Raw genomic sequence first — 20977 nt, 5'->3', positions numbered from 1 at the left:
CGCCGTCAGCGCATGATGTTGCCGTTGACAAGCAAGCATTCCTTCGCCACCTGAAAGGCGAAAGCGGTGAAGCGGTTCTCCGTCCGCATTCCGCCGCGACAAACGGACCCAAGAAGAGGCCTAAATGTCTTCTGCCTTCGATTTCGAGCCACAGCCGCGCCGCGCTTCCGTCGCCGTCGACGTTGGCGGCGTGATCGTCGGCGGCGGCGCGCCGGTCGTCGTCCAGTCGATGACGAACACGGATACTGCCGACGTCGATCAGACGGTGGCGCAAGTGGCAGCCCTTCACAAGGCCGGTTCCGAACTGGTGCGCATCACGGTCGATCGCGACGAAAGTGCCGCGGCGGTGCCGAGGATCCGCGAGCGGTTGCTGCGCCTCGGCATGGACGTGCCGCTTGTCGGCGACTTCCACTATATCGGGCACAAGCTCTTGGCCGACCATCCGGCCTGCGCCGAGGCGTTGGCGAAATACCGCATCAATCCGGGCAACGTCGGATTCAAGGACAAGAAGGACAAGCAGTTCGCCGAGATCATCGAGATGGCGATGCGCTACGACAAGCCGGTGCGCATCGGCGTCAACTGGGGTTCGCTCGATCAGGAACTGCTGACGCGGCTGATGGACGAGAACCAGGCCAACGGCTCGCCGCTCACGGCGCAGCAGGTGACGCGCGAGACGATCGTGCAGTCGGCGCTTCTCTCGGCGGAGCTTGCCGAAGAGCTCGGCCTGCCGCGCAACCGCATCATCCTTTCCGCCAAGGTTTCGGGCGTGCAGGACCTGATCGCCGTCTATGCGATGCTCGCCGCCCGTTCGGACCACGCGCTCCATCTCGGGCTTACCGAAGCCGGCATGGGCACTAAGGGGATCGTCGCGTCCTCCGCCTCGCTCGGCATCCTGATGCAGCAGGGCATCGGCGACACCATCCGCATTTCGCTGACCCCGGAACCGGGCGGCGATCGCACGCGCGAGGTGCAGGTGGCGCAGGAACTTTTGCAGGTCATGGGCTTCCGCCAGTTCATTCCCGTGGTTGCCGCCTGTCCCGGCTGCGGCCGGACGACGTCAACGGTCTTCCAGGAACTCGCCCAGAAGATTCAGGAGGATATCCGCGCAAGCATGCCGGTCTGGCGCAAGAAATATCCGGGCGTCGAGGCGCTGAAGGTCGCCGTCATGGGCTGCATCGTTAATGGCCCGGGCGAAAGCAAGCATGCCGATATCGGCATTTCGCTTCCCGGAACCGGCGAGACGCCGGCGGCACCCGTCTTCATCGACGGCCAGAAGGCGATGACGCTGCGCGGACCGAAGATAGCGGAGGAATTCCAGCTTCTCGTCGCCGACTATATCGAGAAGCGCTACGGCCGCGGCCAGGCGGCCGCGGAATAGTCCAGAGCGGGACGAGGAAAAGTGTGAAGCGGTTTTCCGCGCGCGTCCCGCGTTTATCCAATCTAAATCAAAGCCGCGCCGTCAGCAGCTTCAGGCCGGCGAAGGCGAAGAAACCGGCCATGAGGCTTTCGATCACGCGCCGCGATTTGAGATAGGCGCGGTGGACCGGCGAGAGCGAGAAGACGATCGCGAAGCCGCAGAAGGCGACGAGGCCGATCAGCATGCAGCCGCCGATGAAAGCGGCGGTGACGGCGACCGGCGCCCCTTCCGGCATGCCGAGCGAGACCAGCATGATCCAGGCGAAGATCGCCTTGGGATTGGTCAAGTGGATGCCGAGCCCCTTGAGATAGAGTTTCTTCAACGACATCCGCAGCGGAGCCCGGGCGGCCGCTTGCGACGCCTCGCTGCGCATGGCCGCCTTGAACGCATTATAGGCAAGCCAGAAGAGATAGCAGGCACCGGCGATTTTCAGAAAGATGATCGCTTGCCCATAGGTCCGGATCAGTGCCGAGAGGCCCGAGGCCGTCAGCATCGCCCAGGTGTAGCTGCCGCTCAGCACGCCGAGGGCGAGCGCCAGGCCCGCCTTTCGTCCGTGGCTCACGGACGTCGCGATGATCGCCAGGACCGCCGGCCCCGGCGATACGACCGCTATGGTGTAGGCCGTCCAGGCGACCAGAAGCTGCGGAAGATAAGGCGTGAGGTCGAGCATGGTGCGGCGTCCGGCTGTGGTTTGGGCGAACAGTACCCGAGGCTTCCGTGGATGCCAACTGGAGCGGGGTCTCGAACCGCTTCGCCCATGCCGCTCGGGCCGCGGGCGGGAAAAGGGGCGCAGTGCCATCGGCTCCCCCTCATCCGGCCGCTGGCCACCTTCTCCCCGCAAGCGGGCGAAGGGGACTCGCGGCGCCCCCTCACCCGCTCTCGCCAACAGGCCCCGCAAAGGGTATGCCGCGCGACCAAGTCCCCTCTCCCCGCGTGCGGAGAGAGGTTCAGAGTGAGGGGAAAACGAGCCGTTCGCCGGTTGGCGCTGCCCCGTCCGATCCAGTTCCAAGTGTCACAGAATCTCGTCGAGCGCCGCGACCAGTCTTGCGCATTCCGCGTCGGTGCCGATGGTGATACGCAGGAAATCTGAAATCCGCGGCTTGGCGAAATGGCGGACGATGACGGCGCGCTCGCGCAGTTTTGCGGCCAGCTCCTGGCCGGTGTGACCCGGATGGCAAGCGAAGACGAAGTTTGCCTGTGACGGCAGGACCTCGAAGCCACGATTCCCGAGATCGCGGGTCAATTGTCCGCGCGAAGCTACGATCTTGCCGCGCGTCGTCTCGAACCACGCCTCGTCCTTGATCGCGGCGGTGGCGCCAGCCTGGGCCGCTCGACCGAGGGGATAGGAATTGAAACTGTCCTTGACGCGTTCCAAGGCCTCGATCAGCGGCCGCTGGCCGATCGCGAAGCCGACCCGCAAGCCGGCAAGCGCCCTGGATTTGGAAAAGGTCTGTACGACGAGCAGGTTGTCGTATTTTGGCACGAGCACGGCCGCGGATTCGCCGCCGAAATCGATATAGGCCTCGTCGATCACCACCGGCTGGTCAGGGTGTTCCGCGACCAAAGCTTCGATCTCGGCGAGCGGCAGGCCGATCCCCGTTGGTGCGTTCGGATTGGGAAGAGTGATCGCGCCCGCCGGGCGGCGGTAGTCGGCGACGACGACGCGGAAGGCGGCGTCGAGCGGCACCTCGATGGCGTCGATGCCGAAGAGGCCCGCATAGGTCGGATAGAAGCTGTAGGAAATGTCGGGATAGAGAAGCGGTTTGTCGTGCTTCAGGAGTGCCGCGAAGGTGTGGGCCAGTACCTCGTCCGAGCCGTTGCCGACGAACACTTGCTCGGCTGCCACGCCATATCGCGCGGCAATCGCTTGCCTGAGGTCGAGCGCGAGCGGATCCGGATAGAGCCTGAGATCGGCGCTGGCGGCCCCCCGGATCGCTTCGATCACCTTTTCTGAAGGCGCATAGGGGTTTTCGTTGGTGTTCAGTTTGACGAGATTCGCCATGCGCGGCTGTTCGCCCGGAACATAGGGTTTAAGCGTGGAGACGATCGGCGACCAGTATTTGCTCACGGGCTCTAACTCCTGCGGTTGGCGATGAAGCGGGCTGTCTCGACGAGCATGGCCGAGCGCGCGCCATAGGGCTGGAGCAGATTTTCCGCCTGTGCCACCAGTTCATCGAGTTCACGCTCGGCCCAGGCTTGGCCATGAAGGGCGACGAGCGTACCCTTGCCGCGTGCGGCGTCCTTGCCGGTAGCCTTCCCCATCGCCTCCGCATCCGCCGTCAGATCGAGCAGGTCGTCGGCGAGCTGGAAGGCGAGGCCGATCTTTTCGCCGAAGGCGCGCAGCCGCCGCCGATCTTCGTCTGACGCATCGGCGATGATCGCGCCCGCCTCGCAGGCGAAACGAATGAGCGCCCCGGTCTTCATCGCTTGCAGCGTGACAATGCCGGCCCCGTCCGGCGGCTTCTTCTCGGCTGCGAGGTCAAGCGCTTGTCCGCCGGCCATGCCGCCGTGCCCGGAGGCACGCGCTAGCGCCAGTATCAGCGCCGTCTTCTGCCGGTCGGAAAGCGGTGTCTGCGGCGCGGCGATGATGTCGAAGGCGAATGTCAGCAGGCTGTCGCCGGCCAGAATGGCGGTCGCCTCGTCGAAGGCGATGTGCACCGTCGGCTGGCCGCGTCTCAAGTCGTCATCATCCATCGCCGGCAGGTCGTCGTGGACGAGCGAGTAGCAATGCACGCATTCAAGTGCGGCGCCGATCCTGAGCCCCGCATCGGTATCGCCGCCGAGAAGCGCGGTGCACTCGCTCACGAGAAAGGGCCGCAGACGCTTTCCGCCGTTGAGCACGCCATGGCGCATGGCGGCAAGCAGGTTCGCGGGGCGCGCAATTTCATCGACGCCGACGACCGGCCCCAGAAGCTTGGAAAGCAGCTCTTCCACCGCAAGCGCATTGGCCTTCAGGTGAGCGGAGAAGGATGATGTCTCTTTCATGCAGCGCTCTTTGGCATGCACAAGAGCAGCTTTCAACGGGCATTCGCGTCGCAGTGCCTGCATGATTCCTTAAATCCGAATCGATCTAAGGAATCATGCAGCACTTCAAGGTGCTACTGCGACGTTAGCGCGTCCGATTGGACGCGGCGGTAGTGCTTTGCCTTTGGATGAGTGTGCCAGCGACTTGCCTTTTGCCAGAAAGACCATTCAACTTTGCTTGCCCATGAAATAAGAGAGGCGGATGGACAAAGAGGTGGACAGTCAGGGCATGGACGTCGTTCCGGAAGCGTTGGAGGAGAGCGGGATGTCCACCAGTCGCTGGTCCGCCACATGGCGGGCGAGGTGCCGCCGTCTCGTTCTTGCCGTCCTTTCCCTCCTCGTGTTGCCCTATGTGCTGATCGTCTTCTATCTGCTGGACTTCGTGCATCCGGTCTCGACGCTGATGCTGCGCGATCTTGTGCTCCTGCGCGGCTATGATCGGCAATGGGTAGAGTTCGACGACATCGCGCCGGTGCTCGTTCAGTCGGTGATGATGTCTGAGGATGGGCAGTTCTGCGCCCATGCCGGGATCGACTGGAACCAGATGCGCGGCGTCGTCGAGGATGCGCTGGACGGTGAGCAGACGCGCGGCGCCAGCACGATCCCGATGCAGACGGTCAAGAACCTTTTTCTCTGGAATGGCCGCTCCTTCGTCCGCAAGGCGATGGAACTGCCGCTCGCGATCGCGGCTGATTTCGTCTGGAGCAAGCGGCGCATGATGGAGATCTACCTGAACGTCGCCGAATGGGGCGACGGCATCTATGGCATCGAGGCCGCCGCGAGGCACCATTTCGGCGTTTCGGCGGCGAAGCTTTCGCGCCGTCAGGCCGCCTTGCTGGCGGTGTCGCTGCCCAACCCGATCGACCGCAATGCGGGCAAACCCGCACGGGGCTTAAGGCGGCTTGCATCGGTCATCGAGCGGCGCGCCAGCCGCTCCGGCGGTTACATCACATGCCTTTATGACTGAGATGACAGCAATTCATTGGTCTCGCCGCCGCTGATGTGGCAAGCCTGCCGCCTGAAAAGCTGGTGGGAGACACGCGCATGACGAAGCTCGTCCTTTATATAGGTAACAAGAACTATTCCTCCTGGTCGCTTCGACCGTGGCTGGCGCTGGAAGCCTGCGGGGTTCCATTCGAGGACGTCGTCATTCCCTTCGATTTTCCTGCCGGAAATCCGCGCTTCCGTGAGATTTCGCCGACGGGCCGTGTGCCGGTGCTCCATCATGGCGATGTCCGCGTGTGGGAATCGCTGTCGATCATCGAATATGTGGCGGAACTTTTCCCCGAGGCCGGCCTCTGGCCCGAGAACCGGGAAGATCGCGCCCGCGCTCGCAGCTATGCGATGGAAATGCTCTCCGGCTTTCGCGCTCTGCGCGGCGCCTGCCCGATGAACATCCGGCGCCCGAGAAAGGCGATTGCGCTGCCGGACGGGGTCGCGGCCGACGTCGCACGAATCGAGGAAATCTGGCGGGAGGCAATCGCCGGCTCCGGCGGACCGTTCCTCTTCGGCGGCTTTACCGCGGCGGACGCGATGTTTGCCCCGGTTGTCAACCGTTTCGACGTCTACGACCTGGTGACCGCGCCCGGCACGCTCGCCTATATGGATGCCGTCAAGACGCACCCGGCCTTCCGCAAATGGGAGGAAGCGGCGAGGGCCGAACCCTGGATCGTGCCGGAGGACGAAGCCTGACGCTGACGAGGAGCGGGCGGGCGCTCCGTTCCCGTCTCGAATCGAAAATTTGTGTGCGGGGACTGGTCAAACTGCGGTTGGCCATGTATAAGCGCGCGAAATTCCGAGATCGACATCTGTTTGACCCGGCCATTTTCGGCTGCTGAACAGTGTTTTGCCCGATAAGTGGAGAATGAAATGGCTGTACCGAAAAGAAAAACGAGCCCGTCCAAGCGTGGCATGCGCCGTTCCGCTGACGCCCTCAAGGCTCCGACCTACATCGAAGACAAGAACTCCGGCGAACTGCGCCGTCCGCACCACATCGACCTGAAGACCGGCATGTACCGCGGTCGTCAGGTTCTGACGCCGAAGGAAAGCGCATAAGCGCTGCCGTTCGCTGATGAAGTTCAAGGGCTGGCTTTGCCGGCCCTTTTTCTTTGCCGCATCTCCGCCCTTGGCGCACGCACGAAATCCGGAGGAAGCCCACCGGCCGCCGCCGTATTCCCGCTCTCATCTCTTGGAAATCGCCCCGTTTGCGATTTTGGACCGTTGATCCCGGCTCTTCGCGATCCGGGTGTAACGCTTCGATCGGGTGCCCGGGAGGTCAGCCGAGATTGTCGAGCTTCGTCTGGAGCGCGCGCAACTGTTCCTTGAGCTCGTCGATATCCTTCGCCTCGGCTTTTTTCGTTTCCTTGGCCGGCGGGGCCGCCATGAAGGGCGAGAACATCTGCATGGCCTGATGGAACATTTCGGTGTTCCGCCGCACCTGCTCCTCGACCAATTGCAGCGGCACCTGCAGGTTCTTGCCGAGCGGTGTGTCGCCGAACGCCTTGTTGATCTGCTCGCGCATCTGCGCCTGCTGTTCGGTGAAGGCCTGCATCGAGTGTTCGAGGTAGCTCGGCACCACCATCTGCATCTGGTCGCCGTAGAAGGAAATCAGCTGGCGCAGGAAGGAAATCGGCAGAAGCGTGTTGCCGGTCTTCGATTCCTGCTCGAAGATGATCTGGGTCAGCACGGAGTGGGTGATGTCTTCGCCGGACTTGGCGTCCTGCACCACGAATTCCTCACCCTTCTTTACCATCACGGCCAGGTCGTCGAGGGTTACATAGGTGCTGGTGCCGGTATTGTAGAGGCGCCGGTTCGCATATTTCTTGATAACGATCTGGCCTTCGTTCTTCGCCATCAGGGTCTCCTCTTACCCATCATCCCGTCTTTATTGTATTTTTCAGAGTATCCGCAAAATCGAGGCTCTGACAATCTCTTTGTGCAATGCGGCGACGCACGTGCGAAATATGGTGCTCGCGCGAAGCGTGAAGCTTTTGCGGCAGCGCATCAAGGCGTTTGACTTGCGCTCCAGGCTTTGCCAGTCTGCTTGCATCAGGCAAACGAAATATGAGGAAACGTCCCATGAGCAATCCCTCCGTCGTGATCGCCAGCGCGGCCCGCACCGCCGTCGGATCCTTTAACGGTGCCTTCGGCAACACAACGGCGCACGAGCTGGGCGCCGGTGTCATCAAGGCGGTGCTCGAGCGGGCGGGCGTCGCTGCGGCAGAGGTGGACGAGGTGATCCTCGGCCAGGTTCTTCCCGCCGGCGAAGGGCAGAACCCGGCGCGTCAGGCCGCGATGAAGGCGGGTATCCCGCAGGAAAAGACGGCTTGGGGCATGAACCAGCTTTGCGGTTCGGGCCTGCGGGCCGTCGCGCTCGGCATGCAGCAGATCGTCACCGGCGATGCGGATATCATCGTGGCGGGCGGCATGGAGTCGATGTCGATGGCGCCGCATTGCGCACACCTTCGCGGCGGCGTGAAAATGGGCGACTTCAAGATGATCGACACGATGATCAAGGACGGCCTGACGGACGCCTTCTACGGCTACCACATGGGCATCACCGCCGAGAACGTCGCGCGAAAGTGGCAGCTTACCCGCGAAGAGCAGGACGAATTCGCGCTTGCTTCGCAGAACAAGGCTGAAGCCGCGCAGAAGGCCGGTCGTTTCGCCGACGAGATCGTGCCCTTCATCGTGAAGACCCGTAAGGGAGATGTGACGGTCGATCAGGACGAATACATCCGTCACGGCGCGACGCTCGATTCGATGGCCAAGCTTCGCCCCGCCTTCGACAAGGAGGGAACGGTGACTGCCGGAAACGCGTCCGGCTTGAACGATGGCGCGGCCGCGACGCTCTTGATGACCGAAGCGGAGGCGGAAAAGCGCGGCATTCAGCCGCTTGCCCGCATCGTTTCCTGGGCAACGGCCGGTGTCGACCCGCAGGTCATGGGTACCGGGCCGATCCCCGCTTCCCGCAAGGCACTGGAAAAGGCCGGCTGGTCGGTCGGCGACGTGCAGCTTGTGGAGGCGAACGAAGCCTTCGCGGCACAGGCCTGTGCTGTCAACAAGGACCTCGGCTGGGATCCGTCGATCGTCAACGTCAATGGCGGTGCGATCGCGATCGGCCATCCGATCGGCGCGTCCGGTGCCCGCGTTCTCAACACGTTGCTCTTCGAGATGAAGCGGCGCGGCGTTTCCAAGGGCCTCGCCACCTTGTGCATCGGTGGCGGCATGGGCGTCGCGATGTGCGTCGAGCGCCTGTAACCGGCCGCGGTAATATGCAGCGGGCCGGCGGAAAAGTTTTCCGGTGCATTTGCCGGTCTTCCGGCCTGCTGTCCCCATGTGACATCCGCGAAATTGATCGAGCACATGTGGCCCGTCTATGCCGGGCCGCGTGCGGATTACCTATGCAAAATTGAAATCAACCTTGTGGGAGGCGAGCATGAGCAGGGTAGCGTTGGTTACGGGTGGATCCCGCGGGATCGGTGCAGCCATTTCGGTGGCTTTGAAAGCGGCGGGATACAAGGTGGCAGCGAACTATGCCGGCAATGACGAGAAGGCCCAGGCCTTCAAGCAGGAGGCCGGCATCCCCGTCTACAAATGGGATGTCTCCAACTATCGGGCCTGCGCCGACGGTATCGCGCAGGTGGAGGCCGATCTCGGACCGGTCGACGTTCTCGTCAACAATGCCGGCATCACCCGTGATGCGATGTTCCACAAGATGACGCCGGAACAATGGGGCGAAGTGATCAGCACCAATCTGACCGGTCTCTTCAACATGACGCATCCGCTCTGGTCGGGCATGCGTGACCGCGGCTTCGGACGCGTCATCAACATCTCCTCGATCAACGGTCAGAAAGGGCAGATGGGCCAGGCGAATTATTCCGCGGCGAAGGCGGGCGATCTCGGCTTCACCAAGGCGCTGGCGCAGGAAGGGGCGGCAAAGGGAATCACCGTCAACGCGATCTGCCCGGGCTATATCGGCACGGAGATGGTCAGGGCCGTACCGGAAAAGGTGCTCAACGAACGCATCATTCCGCAGATCCCCGTCGGGCGTCTCGGCGAACCGGAAGAAATCGCCCGTTGCGTCGTGTTCCTGGCGTCGGACGACGCCGGTTTCATCACCGGTTCGACGATTTCGGCCAATGGCGGCCAGTTCTTCGTCTGACAACGGGCGAGACAAAACACATCATCTCTCGCGGCGCCCTTTCAGGCGCCGCATTTGTTTTCTGACCGCAGGCAGGATCGCTCGACCAAATGTTAACAGCGCAGTCGCGCGGTGCTCGGATCTCGAAAAAACGAGCCATGATTCTATTGTCCCGAAGGCACCTTAGCCCCTATATGTTGTGGTGAACAAAACGGGAAAGTAGTCGTGTCAGCGATTCGTCGCCGATTCGTTCCGGCTTTGATCGAAAGGTTAAGGTGACGATTCTCATTCCTTGATTCGCCGAGTCCGCAGACGAATCCGGGTTAAAATTTTCTAAACTTTCCAGAGTCTTGGATTCCGAATCCTTGATGGCGATTAACAATCTGGAAGGAAACATTAACGCCGCCGAGGGCATCGGTTTGCACGATGTTCCAGAAGATTCAGCATGTGGTGCGACTCTTGCTCTGGCGAACTACATGTAGCCGTGAACATACAGTGAATCGGCGTGAGTCAGCGATTCGTCGCTGATTCGTTCCACCGCTGTTCCAAGTGTTAATGTGGAGGCACGAAATATGGCTCCCGGAGGGGGCCGTAAGTGGTTTTAATTGCTCGCGCCCCTTGCGTTTGCCCCGGAGCGTGGGCATGTGTTCCCCGCCGGCACGCGAAGGCGCGCCGGCTCGTTGAGAATGCCCGGGATCGATGAAGTGTCCTTTCAATCCATGATCCTGAGTGGTCGCGGCGTGACCGCGGTGCTCGGACCAACCAACACCGGCAAGACACACTATGCGATCGAGCGCATGGTTGCGCATGACAGCGGCGTCATCGGTCTGCCGCTGCGTCTGCTCGCGCGCGAGGTCTATACGCGTCTCGTCGAGAAGGTCGGCCACCATAACGTCGCGCTGATCACCGGCGAGGAGAAGATCGCGCCGCACCGGGCGCGTTATTCGGTCTGCACGGTCGAAGCCATGCCGCGCGAGACGACGGCGTCGTTCGTCGCAATCGACGAGGTGCAGCTTGCCGCCGACCTGGAGCGTGGCCACATCTTCACCGACCGCCTGCTGCATCTGCGCGGCCGTGGGGAAACGCTGCTGCTCGGTGCCGCGACGATGCGGCCGATCCTCCAGCAGCTTTTGCCGGGGATCACGATCATCGAGCGCCCGCGCCTGTCGCAGCTTCTCTACGCCGGGTCGAAAAAGATCACGCGGCTCCCGCATCGTTCCGCAATCGTCGCTTTCTCGGCGGACGAGGTCTATGCGATCGCCGAGCTTATCCGGCGACAGCGCGGCGGCGCCGCCGTCGTGCTTGGGGCGCTTTCGCCGCGCACCCGCAACGCCCAGGTCGCGCTCTATCAGGAGGGAGACGTCGAGTACCTGGTGGCGACCGATGCCATTGGCATGGGACTCAATCTCGACGTCGACCATGTCGCCTTCGCGCAGGACCGGAAGTTCGACGGCTATCAGTATCGGAATCTCAACCCGGCAGAGCTCGCCCAGGTCGCAGGACGGGCGGGCCGGCACGTACGGGACGGCACGTTCGGCGTCACCGGACGCGTCGATCCCTTCGACAACGAACTTGTGCATCGGATGGAGTCGCACGAATTCGATACCGTCAAGGTCTTGCAATGGCGCTCGAAGGCGGTCGACTATTCCTCGCTGAAGGCGCTCAAGAAAAGCCTCGAGGCGGCGCCGGCTGTTGCTGGTCTGACGCGCGCGCTTCCGGCCGTCGATCAGCAGGCGCTCGAGCATCTCATGCGTTACCCCGAGATCGTTGACGTCGCGACCACGGCCGAGCGGGTCGAGACGCTCTGGGAAGCCTGTGCGCTGCCCGACTACCGGCGCATAACGCCGGCGCAGCACGCCGACCTGATTTCGACGATCTACGCCGATCTCATTCGCGAGGGCACGGTCAACGAAGACTTCATGGCCGAGCAGGTCCGCCGCGCGGATCACACCGACGGCGAGATTGACACACTTTCGGCGCGAATTGCGCAGATCAGGACCTGGACCTATGTGTCCAATCGGCCCGGATGGCTTGCCGATCCGACACACTGGCAAGAAAAGACGCGGGAAATTGAAGATCGATTGTCCGACGCGCTACATGAAAGGTTGACGAAACGCTTTGTTGATCGCAGGACATCTGTGCTCATGAAGCGCCTGAGAGAGAATGCGATGCTGGAAGCTGAAATCAGTGTGAATGGTGATGTCTTCGTCGAGGGACACCACGTAGGCCAATTGACCGGGTTCCGGTTCACGTTGGCGGCCGGTGGCGAGGGGTCGGATGCGAAGGCCGTCCAGGGCGCTGCCCAGAAGGCGCTTGCGCTTGAATTCGAGGCGCGGGCTGCCCGCCTGCACGCGGCCGGCAACGGTGATCTGGCGCTTTCGTCGGACGGCCTCGTGCGTTGGCTCGGCGATCCCGTGGCGCGGCTTACCGCCAGTGACCACGTCATGCGTCCCCGCGTCATTCTGCTCGCGGACGAACAGCTCCAGGCCAATGCCCGCGAGCATGTGCTGGTTCGGATCGAACGGTTCGTCAATCACCATATCGGCACGGTGCTGAAGCCGCTTGACGACATTTCCCGGGCGGAGGACCTCGAAGGTCTCGCCAAGGGCCTGGCCTTCCAGCTCGTCGAGAATCTCGGCGTGCTTTTCCGTCGCGACGTCGCCGAGGAGGTGAAGTCGCTCGACCAGGACGGCCGCGCGTCTATCCGCAAATATGGCGTTCGCTTCGGCGCCTATCATATCTTCCTGCCGGCTCTCTTGAAGCCGGCGCCGGCGGAGCTGATCACGCTGCTCTGGGCATTGAAGAACGACGGGCTCGACAAGCCCGGCTACGGCGAACTCATTCCGATGCTTGCAGCCGGCCGTACCTCTGTCGTCACCGATCCGTCGTTCGAGCGGACGTTCTACAAGCTCGCGGGCTTCCGGTTTCTCGGCAAACGGGCTGTGCGGATCGACATCCTCGAGCGGCTCGCCGATCTCATCCGCCCGTTGCTGCAATGGAAACCCGGCGTCGAGCCGCGTCCGGAAGGCGCCTATGATGGCCGCCGTTTCATGGCGACGACCTCGATGTTGTCCATTCTCGGCGCAACGCCTGACGACATGGAAGAGATTCTCAAGGGCCTTGGTTATCGCGCCGACAGCGTGACCGCCGAAGAGGCGGCTGCGTTCCTTGCAAGCCAACGGGGCGAAGTGGCCTCTTCGGAGACGCCGGCCGAAAGCGTTGAGACCGAAAGCGCCGATGCGGACGCAAAAGCGGAGGGCGAACCGGCCGATACGGAACAGGCGGACGCTCCGGCAGCCGAAGCAACCGGCGACGCGCCGGCTGAAGCGATCCAAGCGGAAGAGCCTGCCGAAGCCAAGCTCGTGCTCCTTTGGCGTCCCGGCACGCGCCAGGACAACCAGCGTCAGGGCGGTCGCCATCAGGGTGATCAACGCCGCGGCGGCCAGCGGCACGGTCAGGGCGAAGGCAGGGAAGGTGGCCGCAAGGGCGGAGCGCCCATGCGCGGCAAGGCACAGGAGAGCAGACCGGCTGGCGGCCAGCGCAAGGATAGGCCCGACCGGCATGATCGGGGCGGCAAGCCGGGCGGCCAGAAGTTCGAGGGGCGCCCGCCGCGCAAGGAAAAGCCGCTGGATCCGGATTCGCCCTTTGCCAAGCTTGCCGCTCTCAAGGAGCAACTGAAAAAGTAGGAATACAATGGAGAAACAGCCGACGTCCGCGCCCGCATCCCGTCAGCGGCTCGACAAGTGGCTGTTCTTCGCGCGGCTGATCAAATCGCGCTCGCTCGCCCAAAAGGCGATCGAATCCGGTCATGTCGCGGTCAATGGCGCGCGGGTGACGCAATCCTCCGCTCAAATAAAGGCGGGCGATACGCTCGAATTGTCGCTGGAGCGGCGAGATATCGTCGTTCGCGTGCTCTTGCCTGGAATACGGCGAGGGCCTTACGAGGAGGCCCGCCTGCTCTACGAGGATCTGACGCCGCCGGCCTCCTCCCAGAGGCTCACGGCCTTCGAGCAAGCAACGCGCGAACGAGGCGCGGGGCGTCCGACGAAGCGGGAACGTCGCGAGATGGATCGCCTCAAGCCGGACCTCGGCGAGCACGACGACTGAGCTCGCCAGCAGGCGGTTTCCGTGCCGTCGCGCCTGCGGAAATCGGCCGCATCCGCGGTTTTGGACCGAAGCAAGCGAAAATCATCCCGCTCTAGAAAAACCTGCCCGCTTCCCGGCAAATGGCGCATGGATTATTCTTGCAATGGCCATCCAAAGCCTTTACCTGACAAGCCACGTTGAGTGGCATTCGGGTCTCGTCCGGCAGCTATGCGCGCCGGACATTCCTAGCATGCATGGAGGACGAGAATCACCATTGATTGCCGTCTGCCATCAAATGTGAGCATTGGCTGGAGTACCTCATGACGTATGTCGTGACCGACAATTGCATTCGCTGCAAGTATACGGACTGCGTGGAAGTCTGCCCGGTGGACTGCTTCTATGAAGGGGAGAATTTCCTCGTCATCCACCCTGATGAGTGCATTGATTGCGGCGTGTGCGAGCCGGAATGTCCTGCCAATGCGATCAAGCCGGACACTGAGCCGGGTCTCGACATGTGGTTGAAATTGAACGCTGATTTTTCCACGAAGTGGCCGAATATCACGGTGAAGCGGGATCCGCTGCCGGAGGCCAAGGAGATGGATGGCGTCGACGGGAAATACGAGAAGTATTTCTCCTCCGAGCCGGGACAGGGCGACTGACGGCAGTCGCCCGTGCTCGGTTCGCCGACGCTGAGGAACGGATATAAAGCGAGGGCCGAAACCTGGGGAAATCCGGCCTCAGCCTCACAATCGCCAGCATGGCCGCCTGATCGCTGCCATGCAGCAAATTATTGATTTGCGCGCTTTTTTGTGATAGCTTCCCATTACTGATCCACCGAGGGTGTTTTTGCGCGCCCGAAAACCATCACGAAAGCAAACGATCTCCACGGCGCGGCTCTTCCCAAATACGCAACGTACCGTTGCTTGCGACCGCGATACACGAGGCTGTTTGCGTTCCGTTGGACGGACCAGGATTGACCCCACCGGCGGTATCCCCGTCTATCCCGGGCCTGACCGACCCGGCCCCGGCCTTTGAGAGGCCGGGTGCGCAATAGGGAGTTTTTGAAACGAATGACGACCCAGCAGAAAAAATCTTCAACGCGCCAAGGCTTCAAGACCGGTGAATCGATCGTTTATCCGGCACACGGTGTTGGCCAGATCGTTGCGATTGAGGAGCAGGAAGTCGCTGGCATGAAGCTCGAGCTTTTTGTCATCGATTTCGAGAAGGACAAGATGCGTCTCAAAGTGCCGGTGGCGAAGGCCGTCACGATCGGCATGCGCAAGCTGTCCGAAACCGATTTCGTCGATCGTGCGCTGAAGGTCGTGCAGGGCAAGGCACGCGTGAAGCGGACCATGTGGTCCCGTCGTGCCCAGGAATACGATGCCAAGATCAATTCCGGCGATCTCATCTCCATCGCGGAAGTGGTGCGCGATCTTTACCGCGCGGAAAACCAGCCGGAGCAGTCCTATTCCGAACGCCAGCTTTATGAAGCCGCCCTTGATCGCATGGCGCGCGAAATCGCTGCCGTGAACAAGATGTCGGAAACGGAGGCGGTACGTCTCGTGGAGGCAAACCTGAACAAGGGGCCGAAGCGCGGCAAGACCATCGACGACGAGGACACCCAGGACGAGGCCGCTTAAGCCACTGTCCTACGACGCTGCGTCTCTTAAAATCGGTGACGATTTAAAACTGCGGCAAGACACGACCCAAAAGCCCGGCCCTCGTGCCGGGCTTTTTCTTTTTCCGCTTGGCTCGCGGCGGGCGCCATGGCCGGCGATCGGATCTCTGCAGAAACGATCATCCCGAAATCACCGCAAGCGAGGAACTTTTTGCGCTGGCGCGCGTTTAGGAGGGCCGGTGCGAAGGCGTTCGCCTTTGCTGCCCGGACGGCCTTGGTTCTGTGATGGTTCACCGTTTCAGGTTCGTATCTTCGATTTAGGGCGCCGCATCGGTTCTTCAAGCACGACCATAGCGCTCGCCGTTCCTGTCGCCGGATGCTCCGACAAGCGTTTGGCCCTTCGAGTTCAATCGTTAACGGCGCCCGGCGCCAGCTACGGAGCGATCGATGAAGACCCTTACAGCAGACAGGCGCATGATAAAGATTGCCATGGACGCGCCCTATCTCGAACGGGAAGAGGAGCATGCGCTGGCGCAGGCCTGGAGGAACGACAACGATCAGGAAGCGCGCAACAAGATCGCCATGTCGCACATGCGCCTGGTGATCGCCATGGCGGCCAAGTTCCGTAGCTTCGGGTTGCCGATGAGCGACCTCGTCCAGGAAGGGCATGTGGGCCTGCTGGAGGCCGCCGCACGTTTCGAGCCAAGTCGGGAGGTTCGCTTCTCGACCTATGCCACGTGGTGGATCCGCGCATCGATGCAGGACTATGTCCTGCGCAACTGGTCGATCGTCCGCGGGGGCACAAGCTCGGCGCAAAAGGCGCTGTTCTTCAACCTGCGGAGATTGCGCGCGCGCCTTGCCCAGGGAGACAGGCAGCTGACCTCGCAGGCGGTGCATGAGGAGATTGCCGCAGCGCTCGGCGTCAGCCTTGCCGACGTACAGACGATGGATGCGCGCCTGTCCGGAAGCGATGCGTCGCTGCAGGCCCCTGTCGGCCACGGCGATTCAGACGGCGGCGAGCGGCTCGATTTTCTTGCGAGCGAAGCGCCGCTCCCCGACGAACAGGTCAGCGACATGATCGACGGCGAGCGCGCCCGGCGTTGGCTTCATATCGCCCTCGGCGAACTGAGCGAGCGCGAGATGAAGATCATTCGCGCCCGCCGTCTATCGGAAGACGGCGCGACTCTGGAGGAGCTCGGCGTCGACCTCGGCATCTCGAAGGAGCGCGTCAGGCAGATCGAAACCCGCGCGCTCGAAAAGTTGCGCGCCGCACTCGCTGCCAAGGCGCCGGCATTGACATCCGGCATACACTGACGGCCAGCGCTTGCAGCGCCACGCGTCTTTTCAGACGTATGGCGCTTCTTAAATCGATTCCGATTTAAGAAATCATCCAGTAAGCCAAGCAATTCAAAGAATTGCGCACTCGCCGGCTTCCCGGGTGCTACTCCGCAATGATCTTCACCTTGTCACCGGGCTTGACGGTGGAGGTGATCTGCATGGCGTTGATCAAGCGGAACAGATCGAGTTTGCGATCCGTCCCCATCATCCGGGCGGCGAGCGTCGCCATCGTGTCGCCTGACCTTACAGTAACCACGCGGATGCGCAGCGGCTTCAGCGATTGAACCTCCGCCTGCGTCATCCGGCGGAAAGAGCTGCGCAATTGACTCGCCGTGCCTTCGAGAGCGCTCGATCCCTTGGGTACGGCGGTCAGGAAACGGTAGATTTGGTTGTCGATACGGATCACGGTGACATCGAAGTCCCAGCGATCGGCGGACGCCCGCGCTGTTGCTGCCTCGAGACCGTTGATCGAGATCGGGCGAATTGTATCCGGCTGCAGGCCCGTCACCCAGCCGCTGGCGATGTAGTCGGTTAGGCTGCGCCGTGCCGTGTCGGCCACACCGTCAAAGCGGATCGCGATGTCGCCCGGACCGGTCGCGAGCACCGCCTCGGCCTTGTTGTCAATCTGAAAGCCCACCGGAACGTCGAAGCGGATGCCGAGCTGGCCGTGCAGGAATGTCTGGCCGCGGACATAGCCCTCCTGCGGGCTGTCGCCGTAGAGAAGGCCGTCGATGCCGGCCAGATAGTAATCGCGCCCGCGATCGCCGATCGCGCTTTCGACGCCGAAGGCGCGCGCGTGCCGGCGCGCCAGCTCCACTCGCTGCGGGGCGTTCGGATGGCTCGACAGAAAGTCGAGGCTCTGGTCGGATTCCGGATCGACCGCCGTGAAGCGGGCGTAGGCCGCCATTGAGTCGAGGAAGCGGCCGGCTGCATAAGGGTCGTATCCCGCCTCTCCGAGCATGCGCACGCCGATCACGTCGGCCTGGAGCTCCTGATTGCGCGAGAAGGCGGCGAGCCGCAGCTTGCCGCGGGCGAGCGCCTGTTTTCCCGCCAGATTCGAGGAAAGCACCTCGGAGACGACCCGGCTTGCGATCACCTCGGCCTCTTCGCGCTGCTGGCGCTCGATGCCGTGGTTGGCGGTGACGTGCGCCATCTCATGCGAGAGCACGGCAGCGACCTCCGAGGCATCGTTGGCAAGAGCCAGAAGGCCGCGCGTGACGTAAAGGTAGCCGCCCGGGAGCGCGAAGGCGTTGATCGCCGGCGAATTGAGAATGGTGATGCGATAGGACTGCTGCGGATTTTCCGAAACCGCCGTCAGGGCGCCGGTGATGCGCGCTACCAGCCGTTCGGTCTTGGCGTCCTTGTATTCGCCGCCATAGCTCGCGACGATCCGCGGGTGCTCGCGCGCACCCAACTGGGCGCGCGGGTCGTTCTTCTGCACTTCGTCGACGATCTGCGGATTTGACGAGGGGGTGACGGTCGGCTCGTAGGTCTGTTCGATCATCGACTGGCAGGCGGACAGGAGCGTGGTCGCCAGGAATACAACCACTACTCGTGCATTCTTGCCGCCGCGTCGCGTCGGAATCCGGCCGTCGATGACTGTCTGCCTAACCATGCCTCAGCCCGTTCCCCTCCGCCGGCGCGTGCCATAGCCCGAGCGCCGGCGTTGAAAAAATCCTACCTTTTCAGCCGGATACAGCGCTCCAGCCTGGGTGTTCCAGCCATAATCGTGCTGTATCGATTTCAGCGCCGTCTGCCTAGCTGATCCCCGTAGAAATAGTTGCCCCGTGGTATCACAGCAACGGATGCGCGAACATCGCGCCACCTGCGGATATTCCGCGCGTCGCACAGCGCGGCGGTCAAATTGTGGCGAACGCCGATTTTAGAGAATTCTCTGCAGCGCCGTGCGTCTCTTGGGCGCACAAAGGCTCGCTGTAGCATTTCAAATTGCCGCATGTTTCTAAAATCGGCGCCGATTAACGAAACATGCATTGGCGGGACCGACGGGCCTCATTCGCGGCCGAGGAACCGATTGATCGCCGTGACATCGCGCCGTTCGACGAAGCGCTCGACTGGGTCATGCGCGATGATACGCCCCTGATCGAGAAAAAGCACGCTGTCGGCAAGTAGCTTCACGTCATCGGGATGATGCGTGATCATCAGGATCGTGTTGCCCTCCTCTGCATGGAGGTCACGCAACAATTCGCGCATTTCCGCTCTCATGCCCGGGTCGAGAGCGGCAAATGGTTCGTCAACCAGGAGCAGCGGACGGTGGCGCACGAGCGCGCGTGCAAGCGCCACGCGCTGGCGCTCGCCGCCGGAAAGCGTCGGCGGCAACCTGCCGCCAAAGCCGGCAAGGCCGACGCGCTTCAACGCATCGGCCACCTTCGCACGGTGGACAGCGGACAGACGCATTGTCGGGTTGATGCCGAGGCCGACATTGGTCGCGGCGTCGAGATGGGCAAAGAGGTTGTGTTCCTGGAAGATGACCGATACCGGGCGTTCCGCCGGCAGATGACCGGCCATCTCTTCTCCAAGAATGTGGACGTCGCCCCGTTCCGGTTCCTCGAATCCGGCGATGATGTTGAACAGTGTGGATTTCCCCGAACCCGACGCGCCTGCGACTGCGACGATCTGCCCGGCCGGAATCACGCAGTCGAACAGGAGTGTCGTCGTCTCGAAACGGACCTCGACGTCCTTGAGCATGACCGCCGCGGAAGGGGAGACTGTCGAGTTCATGCGTTTCTTCCTTCGCGCGCTCCATCCTCTCCTGCCGTGCCAAGCACGGTGAGGACCAGGCAGATGAGGCCGAGCATCAATGCAAGCCCTGCGGCGTCGGCGGTGCGGTAGCTTCCCATGCGGCTGTAGAGCAGCCAAGGCAAGGTCGTCATGTCCTGCGATCCAAACAGGGCCACCGCTCCAAGATCGCCGAGAGACAAGGCCATGGCGAAAGAGAACGCCATGAGGAGGGGTTTGCGCAGCGGCGGCCAGTCGATCCATCGCAGGCGATGAAAACCCACTATGCCGAGGCTCGCTGCCAGCCGATCCGCGCGTGCCGCATGGGTGGCCATCGCCGGCGCGAGCACGCGGTGAACGAAGGGAAGCGCCATCAGCGCATTGATGGCGACGACGACGGCGGGGGCAAAACGCGCGACGTCGCCGAACGGTCGCAACAGCAGGAACCAGCCCGCGCCGAGAACGACCGGCGGCACCAGCAGGATGAAGGAAGTACCGGCGCTGATTGTGCCGGCAAGTCCGCGAGCAGCGGCCCCGGCGTGCCGTCGCATCAGTGCTACCTGCTGCGTCCGGATCATCACGGCCGTCGCCCCGACGGATACCGCAGCCGAAAGCAAGGCAATCACGGCACTGGTGGCGAGCGCGCGATGAAATGCCGGATCGCCGACGAGCCTCGCCAAATCCGCCTGCAGACCGGAATAGGCGATTGCGACGAACGGCAGGCCGACGAAGATGAGCGCAAGAATGAGCCAGAGCGCGTCGGCGAGCCGTGATCGCCCGCGCAATCCGTCAAACCGCCTCATTGCCTTGCCGCTCGTCTCGCTCTCCTGCGGCGGCGGCGCAACGAATTTCAGAACGAGAAGCAGCGCGCCTGTCAACGCGATCTGCAGCCCGGAAAGGGCGATCGCCCGCGGCGGGTCGAAGTCGAAACGCAGCGCCTGATAGATCGCCACCTCGATCGTGCTTGCGGCAGGGCCACCGCCGAGCGTCAGCACAAGCGTGAAACTGGTGGCGCAGAGCATGAAGATCAGACCGGCGATGCCGGGCAGCAGTCCCCGGATCGCGGGCCATTCGATCAAGCGGAAGACTGCGGCCGAGGGCATTCCGAGATTTGCGGCAGTGCGCCAGTATTCCCCCGGTATCCGCTCGATCCCGGCAAGCATCAGCCGCGCCGCGAGCGGCATGTTGAAGAAGACGTGGGCGAGAAGAATGCCGAAGAGACCGTAGATGCTGATCGGCTCCTCGAACCCGAGCGCGACGATGCCGGTATTCAGAAAGCCCTGACGGCCCCAGACCTGAATGAGGCCGAGCGCCGCGACCAGCGCGGGAAGGCCGAGCGGCAGCGCCATCAGCCGAAGCAACCAGATGCGGCCGGGAAAAGACGCCTGGCGGGCGAGCGCGCGTGCCACGGGGATCGCAAAAAGGACGGAGAGGATCGTCGAGAGGCTCGCCTGAAGCAGTGTAAAGCGAGTGACGCGCCAGACATAGGTGTCGAAGAGGGCGCCGGCGTCACCGCCGCCGGACTGGGCGAGGAGGGCGATGACGGCGAGGCCGACGAACAGCAGAATGCCGCCGAGGCTGAAAACCCCGGCGGCGATCGTCATCCGTTTTTCGG

Annotated in this window: 19 protein-coding genes; 11 read left to right on the top strand and 8 right to left on the bottom strand. The window is 62.6% G+C overall.

What is annotated here, in order from left to right; translation table 11 throughout:
* The first annotated feature begins 124 nt into the window (after positions 1 to 124).
* Positions 125 to 1378 carry a flavodoxin-dependent (E)-4-hydroxy-3-methylbut-2-enyl-diphosphate synthase gene (gene ispG, locus QN219_RS13175; RefSeq protein WP_284000135.1) on the top strand — a complete coding sequence of 418 codons (1254 nt, stop codon included), beginning with the start codon at positions 125 to 127 and terminating at the stop codon, positions 1376 to 1378.
* 67 nt (positions 1379 to 1445) lie between these two features.
* On the opposite strand, the gene QN219_RS13170 is transcribed toward ispG, so the two are convergent.
* From QN219_RS13170 to QN219_RS13160, 3 genes are all read right to left on the bottom strand, one after another.
* Complete coding sequence (locus tag QN219_RS13170) at positions 1446 to 2087, bottom strand: LysE family translocator (RefSeq protein ID WP_284000134.1); 642 nt, start codon at positions 2085 to 2087, stop codon at positions 1446 to 1448.
* 342 nt (positions 2088 to 2429) lie between these two features.
* A complete protein-coding gene (gene hisC / locus QN219_RS13165; RefSeq protein WP_284000132.1) occupies positions 2430 to 3485 on the bottom strand; it encodes a histidinol-phosphate transaminase in 1056 nt (351 codons plus the stop codon).
* Between the two features lie 5 nt (positions 3486 to 3490).
* Positions 3491 to 4402, bottom strand: coding sequence for a polyprenyl synthetase family protein (locus QN219_RS13160; RefSeq protein WP_284000131.1), 912 nt, complete (start codon positions 4400 to 4402; stop codon positions 3491 to 3493).
* A 304-nt stretch (positions 4403 to 4706) separates the two neighbouring features.
* Here QN219_RS13160 and mtgA point away from each other — a divergent pair, with 304 nt between their 5' ends.
* The 3 genes from mtgA to rpmF all read left to right on the top strand — a co-directional run bounded on the left by mtgA (position 4707) and on the right by rpmF (position 6496).
* A complete protein-coding gene (gene mtgA, locus QN219_RS13155) occupies positions 4707 to 5408 on the top strand; it encodes a monofunctional biosynthetic peptidoglycan transglycosylase (RefSeq protein ID WP_284000297.1) in 702 nt (233 codons plus the stop codon).
* Between the two features lie 77 nt (positions 5409 to 5485).
* Positions 5486 to 6133, top strand: a complete 648-nt coding sequence (locus QN219_RS13150; RefSeq protein ID WP_284000129.1) for a glutathione S-transferase family protein — start codon at positions 5486 to 5488, stop codon at positions 6131 to 6133.
* 177 nt (positions 6134 to 6310) lie between these two features.
* Positions 6311 to 6496 carry a 50S ribosomal protein L32 gene (rpmF, locus tag QN219_RS13145; RefSeq protein WP_012067326.1) on the top strand — a complete coding sequence of 62 codons (186 nt, stop codon included), beginning with the start codon at positions 6311 to 6313 and terminating at the stop codon, positions 6494 to 6496.
* 220 nt (positions 6497 to 6716) lie between these two features.
* On the opposite strand, the gene phaR is transcribed toward rpmF, so the two are convergent.
* Together phaR and QN219_RS13135 are read right to left on the bottom strand one after the other, a co-directional pair.
* Positions 6717 to 7295: a polyhydroxyalkanoate synthesis repressor PhaR gene (phaR, locus tag QN219_RS13140; RefSeq protein ID WP_136505331.1), complete on the bottom strand. Its 579-nt coding sequence runs from the start codon at positions 7293 to 7295 to the stop codon at positions 6717 to 6719.
* Between the two features lie 19 nt (positions 7296 to 7314).
* Positions 7315 to 7521 carry a hypothetical protein gene (locus QN219_RS13135; protein ID WP_173508681.1) on the bottom strand — a complete coding sequence of 69 codons (207 nt, stop codon included), beginning with the start codon at positions 7519 to 7521 and terminating at the stop codon, positions 7315 to 7317.
* Between QN219_RS13135 and QN219_RS13130 the strand changes: the two genes are divergently transcribed.
* The 7 genes from QN219_RS13130 to QN219_RS13100 all read left to right on the top strand — a co-directional run bounded on the left by QN219_RS13130 (position 7520) and on the right by QN219_RS13100 (position 16602).
* The gene (locus tag QN219_RS13130) at positions 7520 to 8701 is read left to right on the top strand and encodes an acetyl-CoA C-acetyltransferase (protein WP_284000127.1); all 1182 of its coding nucleotides are present in this window, start codon (positions 7520 to 7522) and stop codon (positions 8699 to 8701) included. The genes QN219_RS13135 and QN219_RS13130 overlap by 2 nt on opposite strands.
* 178 nt (positions 8702 to 8879) lie before the next feature.
* Positions 8880 to 9605 (top strand): beta-ketoacyl-ACP reductase, encoded by a 726-nt coding sequence (locus QN219_RS13125; RefSeq protein WP_284000126.1) that lies wholly within the window; start codon positions 8880 to 8882, stop codon positions 9603 to 9605.
* Positions 9606 to 10303: 698 nt separating this feature from the next.
* On the top strand, positions 10304 to 13270 hold the full coding sequence (locus QN219_RS13120; RefSeq protein ID WP_284000296.1) for a helicase-related protein: 2967 nt from the start codon (positions 10304 to 10306) through the stop codon (positions 13268 to 13270).
* A gap of 7 nt (positions 13271 to 13277) precedes the next feature.
* Entirely contained in the window at positions 13278 to 13691 is a 414-nt protein-coding gene (locus QN219_RS13115) for an RNA-binding S4 domain-containing protein (protein WP_284000125.1), read from the top strand.
* A 299-nt stretch (positions 13692 to 13990) separates the two neighbouring features.
* On the top strand, positions 13991 to 14329 hold the full coding sequence (gene fdxA / locus QN219_RS13110) for a ferredoxin FdxA (RefSeq protein ID WP_283977908.1): 339 nt from the start codon (positions 13991 to 13993) through the stop codon (positions 14327 to 14329).
* Positions 14330 to 14740: 411 nt separating this feature from the next.
* A complete protein-coding gene (locus QN219_RS13105) occupies positions 14741 to 15310 on the top strand; it encodes a CarD family transcriptional regulator (RefSeq protein ID WP_284000123.1) in 570 nt (189 codons plus the stop codon).
* 425 nt (positions 15311 to 15735) lie between these two features.
* Positions 15736 to 16602 carry an RNA polymerase factor sigma-32 gene (locus QN219_RS13100; protein WP_284000122.1) on the top strand — a complete coding sequence of 289 codons (867 nt, stop codon included), beginning with the start codon at positions 15736 to 15738 and terminating at the stop codon, positions 16600 to 16602.
* 127 nt (positions 16603 to 16729) lie between these two features.
* Here the strand turns inward: QN219_RS13100 and QN219_RS13095 are convergent, their stop codons facing one another.
* From QN219_RS13095 to thiP, 3 genes are all read right to left on the bottom strand, one after another.
* The gene (locus QN219_RS13095) at positions 16730 to 18130 is read right to left on the bottom strand and encodes a M48 family metalloprotease (protein WP_405052138.1); all 1401 of its coding nucleotides are present in this window, start codon (positions 18128 to 18130) and stop codon (positions 16730 to 16732) included.
* Between the two features lie 506 nt (positions 18131 to 18636).
* Entirely contained in the window at positions 18637 to 19365 is a 729-nt protein-coding gene (locus QN219_RS13090; RefSeq protein WP_284000118.1) for an ATP-binding cassette domain-containing protein, read from the bottom strand.
* Positions 19362 to 20966: a thiamine/thiamine pyrophosphate ABC transporter permease ThiP gene (gene thiP / locus QN219_RS13085; RefSeq protein ID WP_405052135.1), complete on the bottom strand. Its 1605-nt coding sequence runs from the start codon at positions 20964 to 20966 to the stop codon at positions 19362 to 19364. Before thiP ends, QN219_RS13090 begins: the two co-directional genes overlap by 4 nt.
* Positions 20967 to 20977: the final 11 nt, after the last annotated feature.

It is taken from the genome of Sinorhizobium sp. 8-89, assembly GCF_030124325.1.
In the GTDB taxonomy this organism is placed as follows: domain Bacteria; phylum Pseudomonadota; class Alphaproteobacteria; order Rhizobiales; family Rhizobiaceae; genus Sinorhizobium.
The sequence above is the reverse complement of the archived record's forward strand: the minus strand, read 5'-3'. Positions and strand labels throughout refer to the sequence as shown.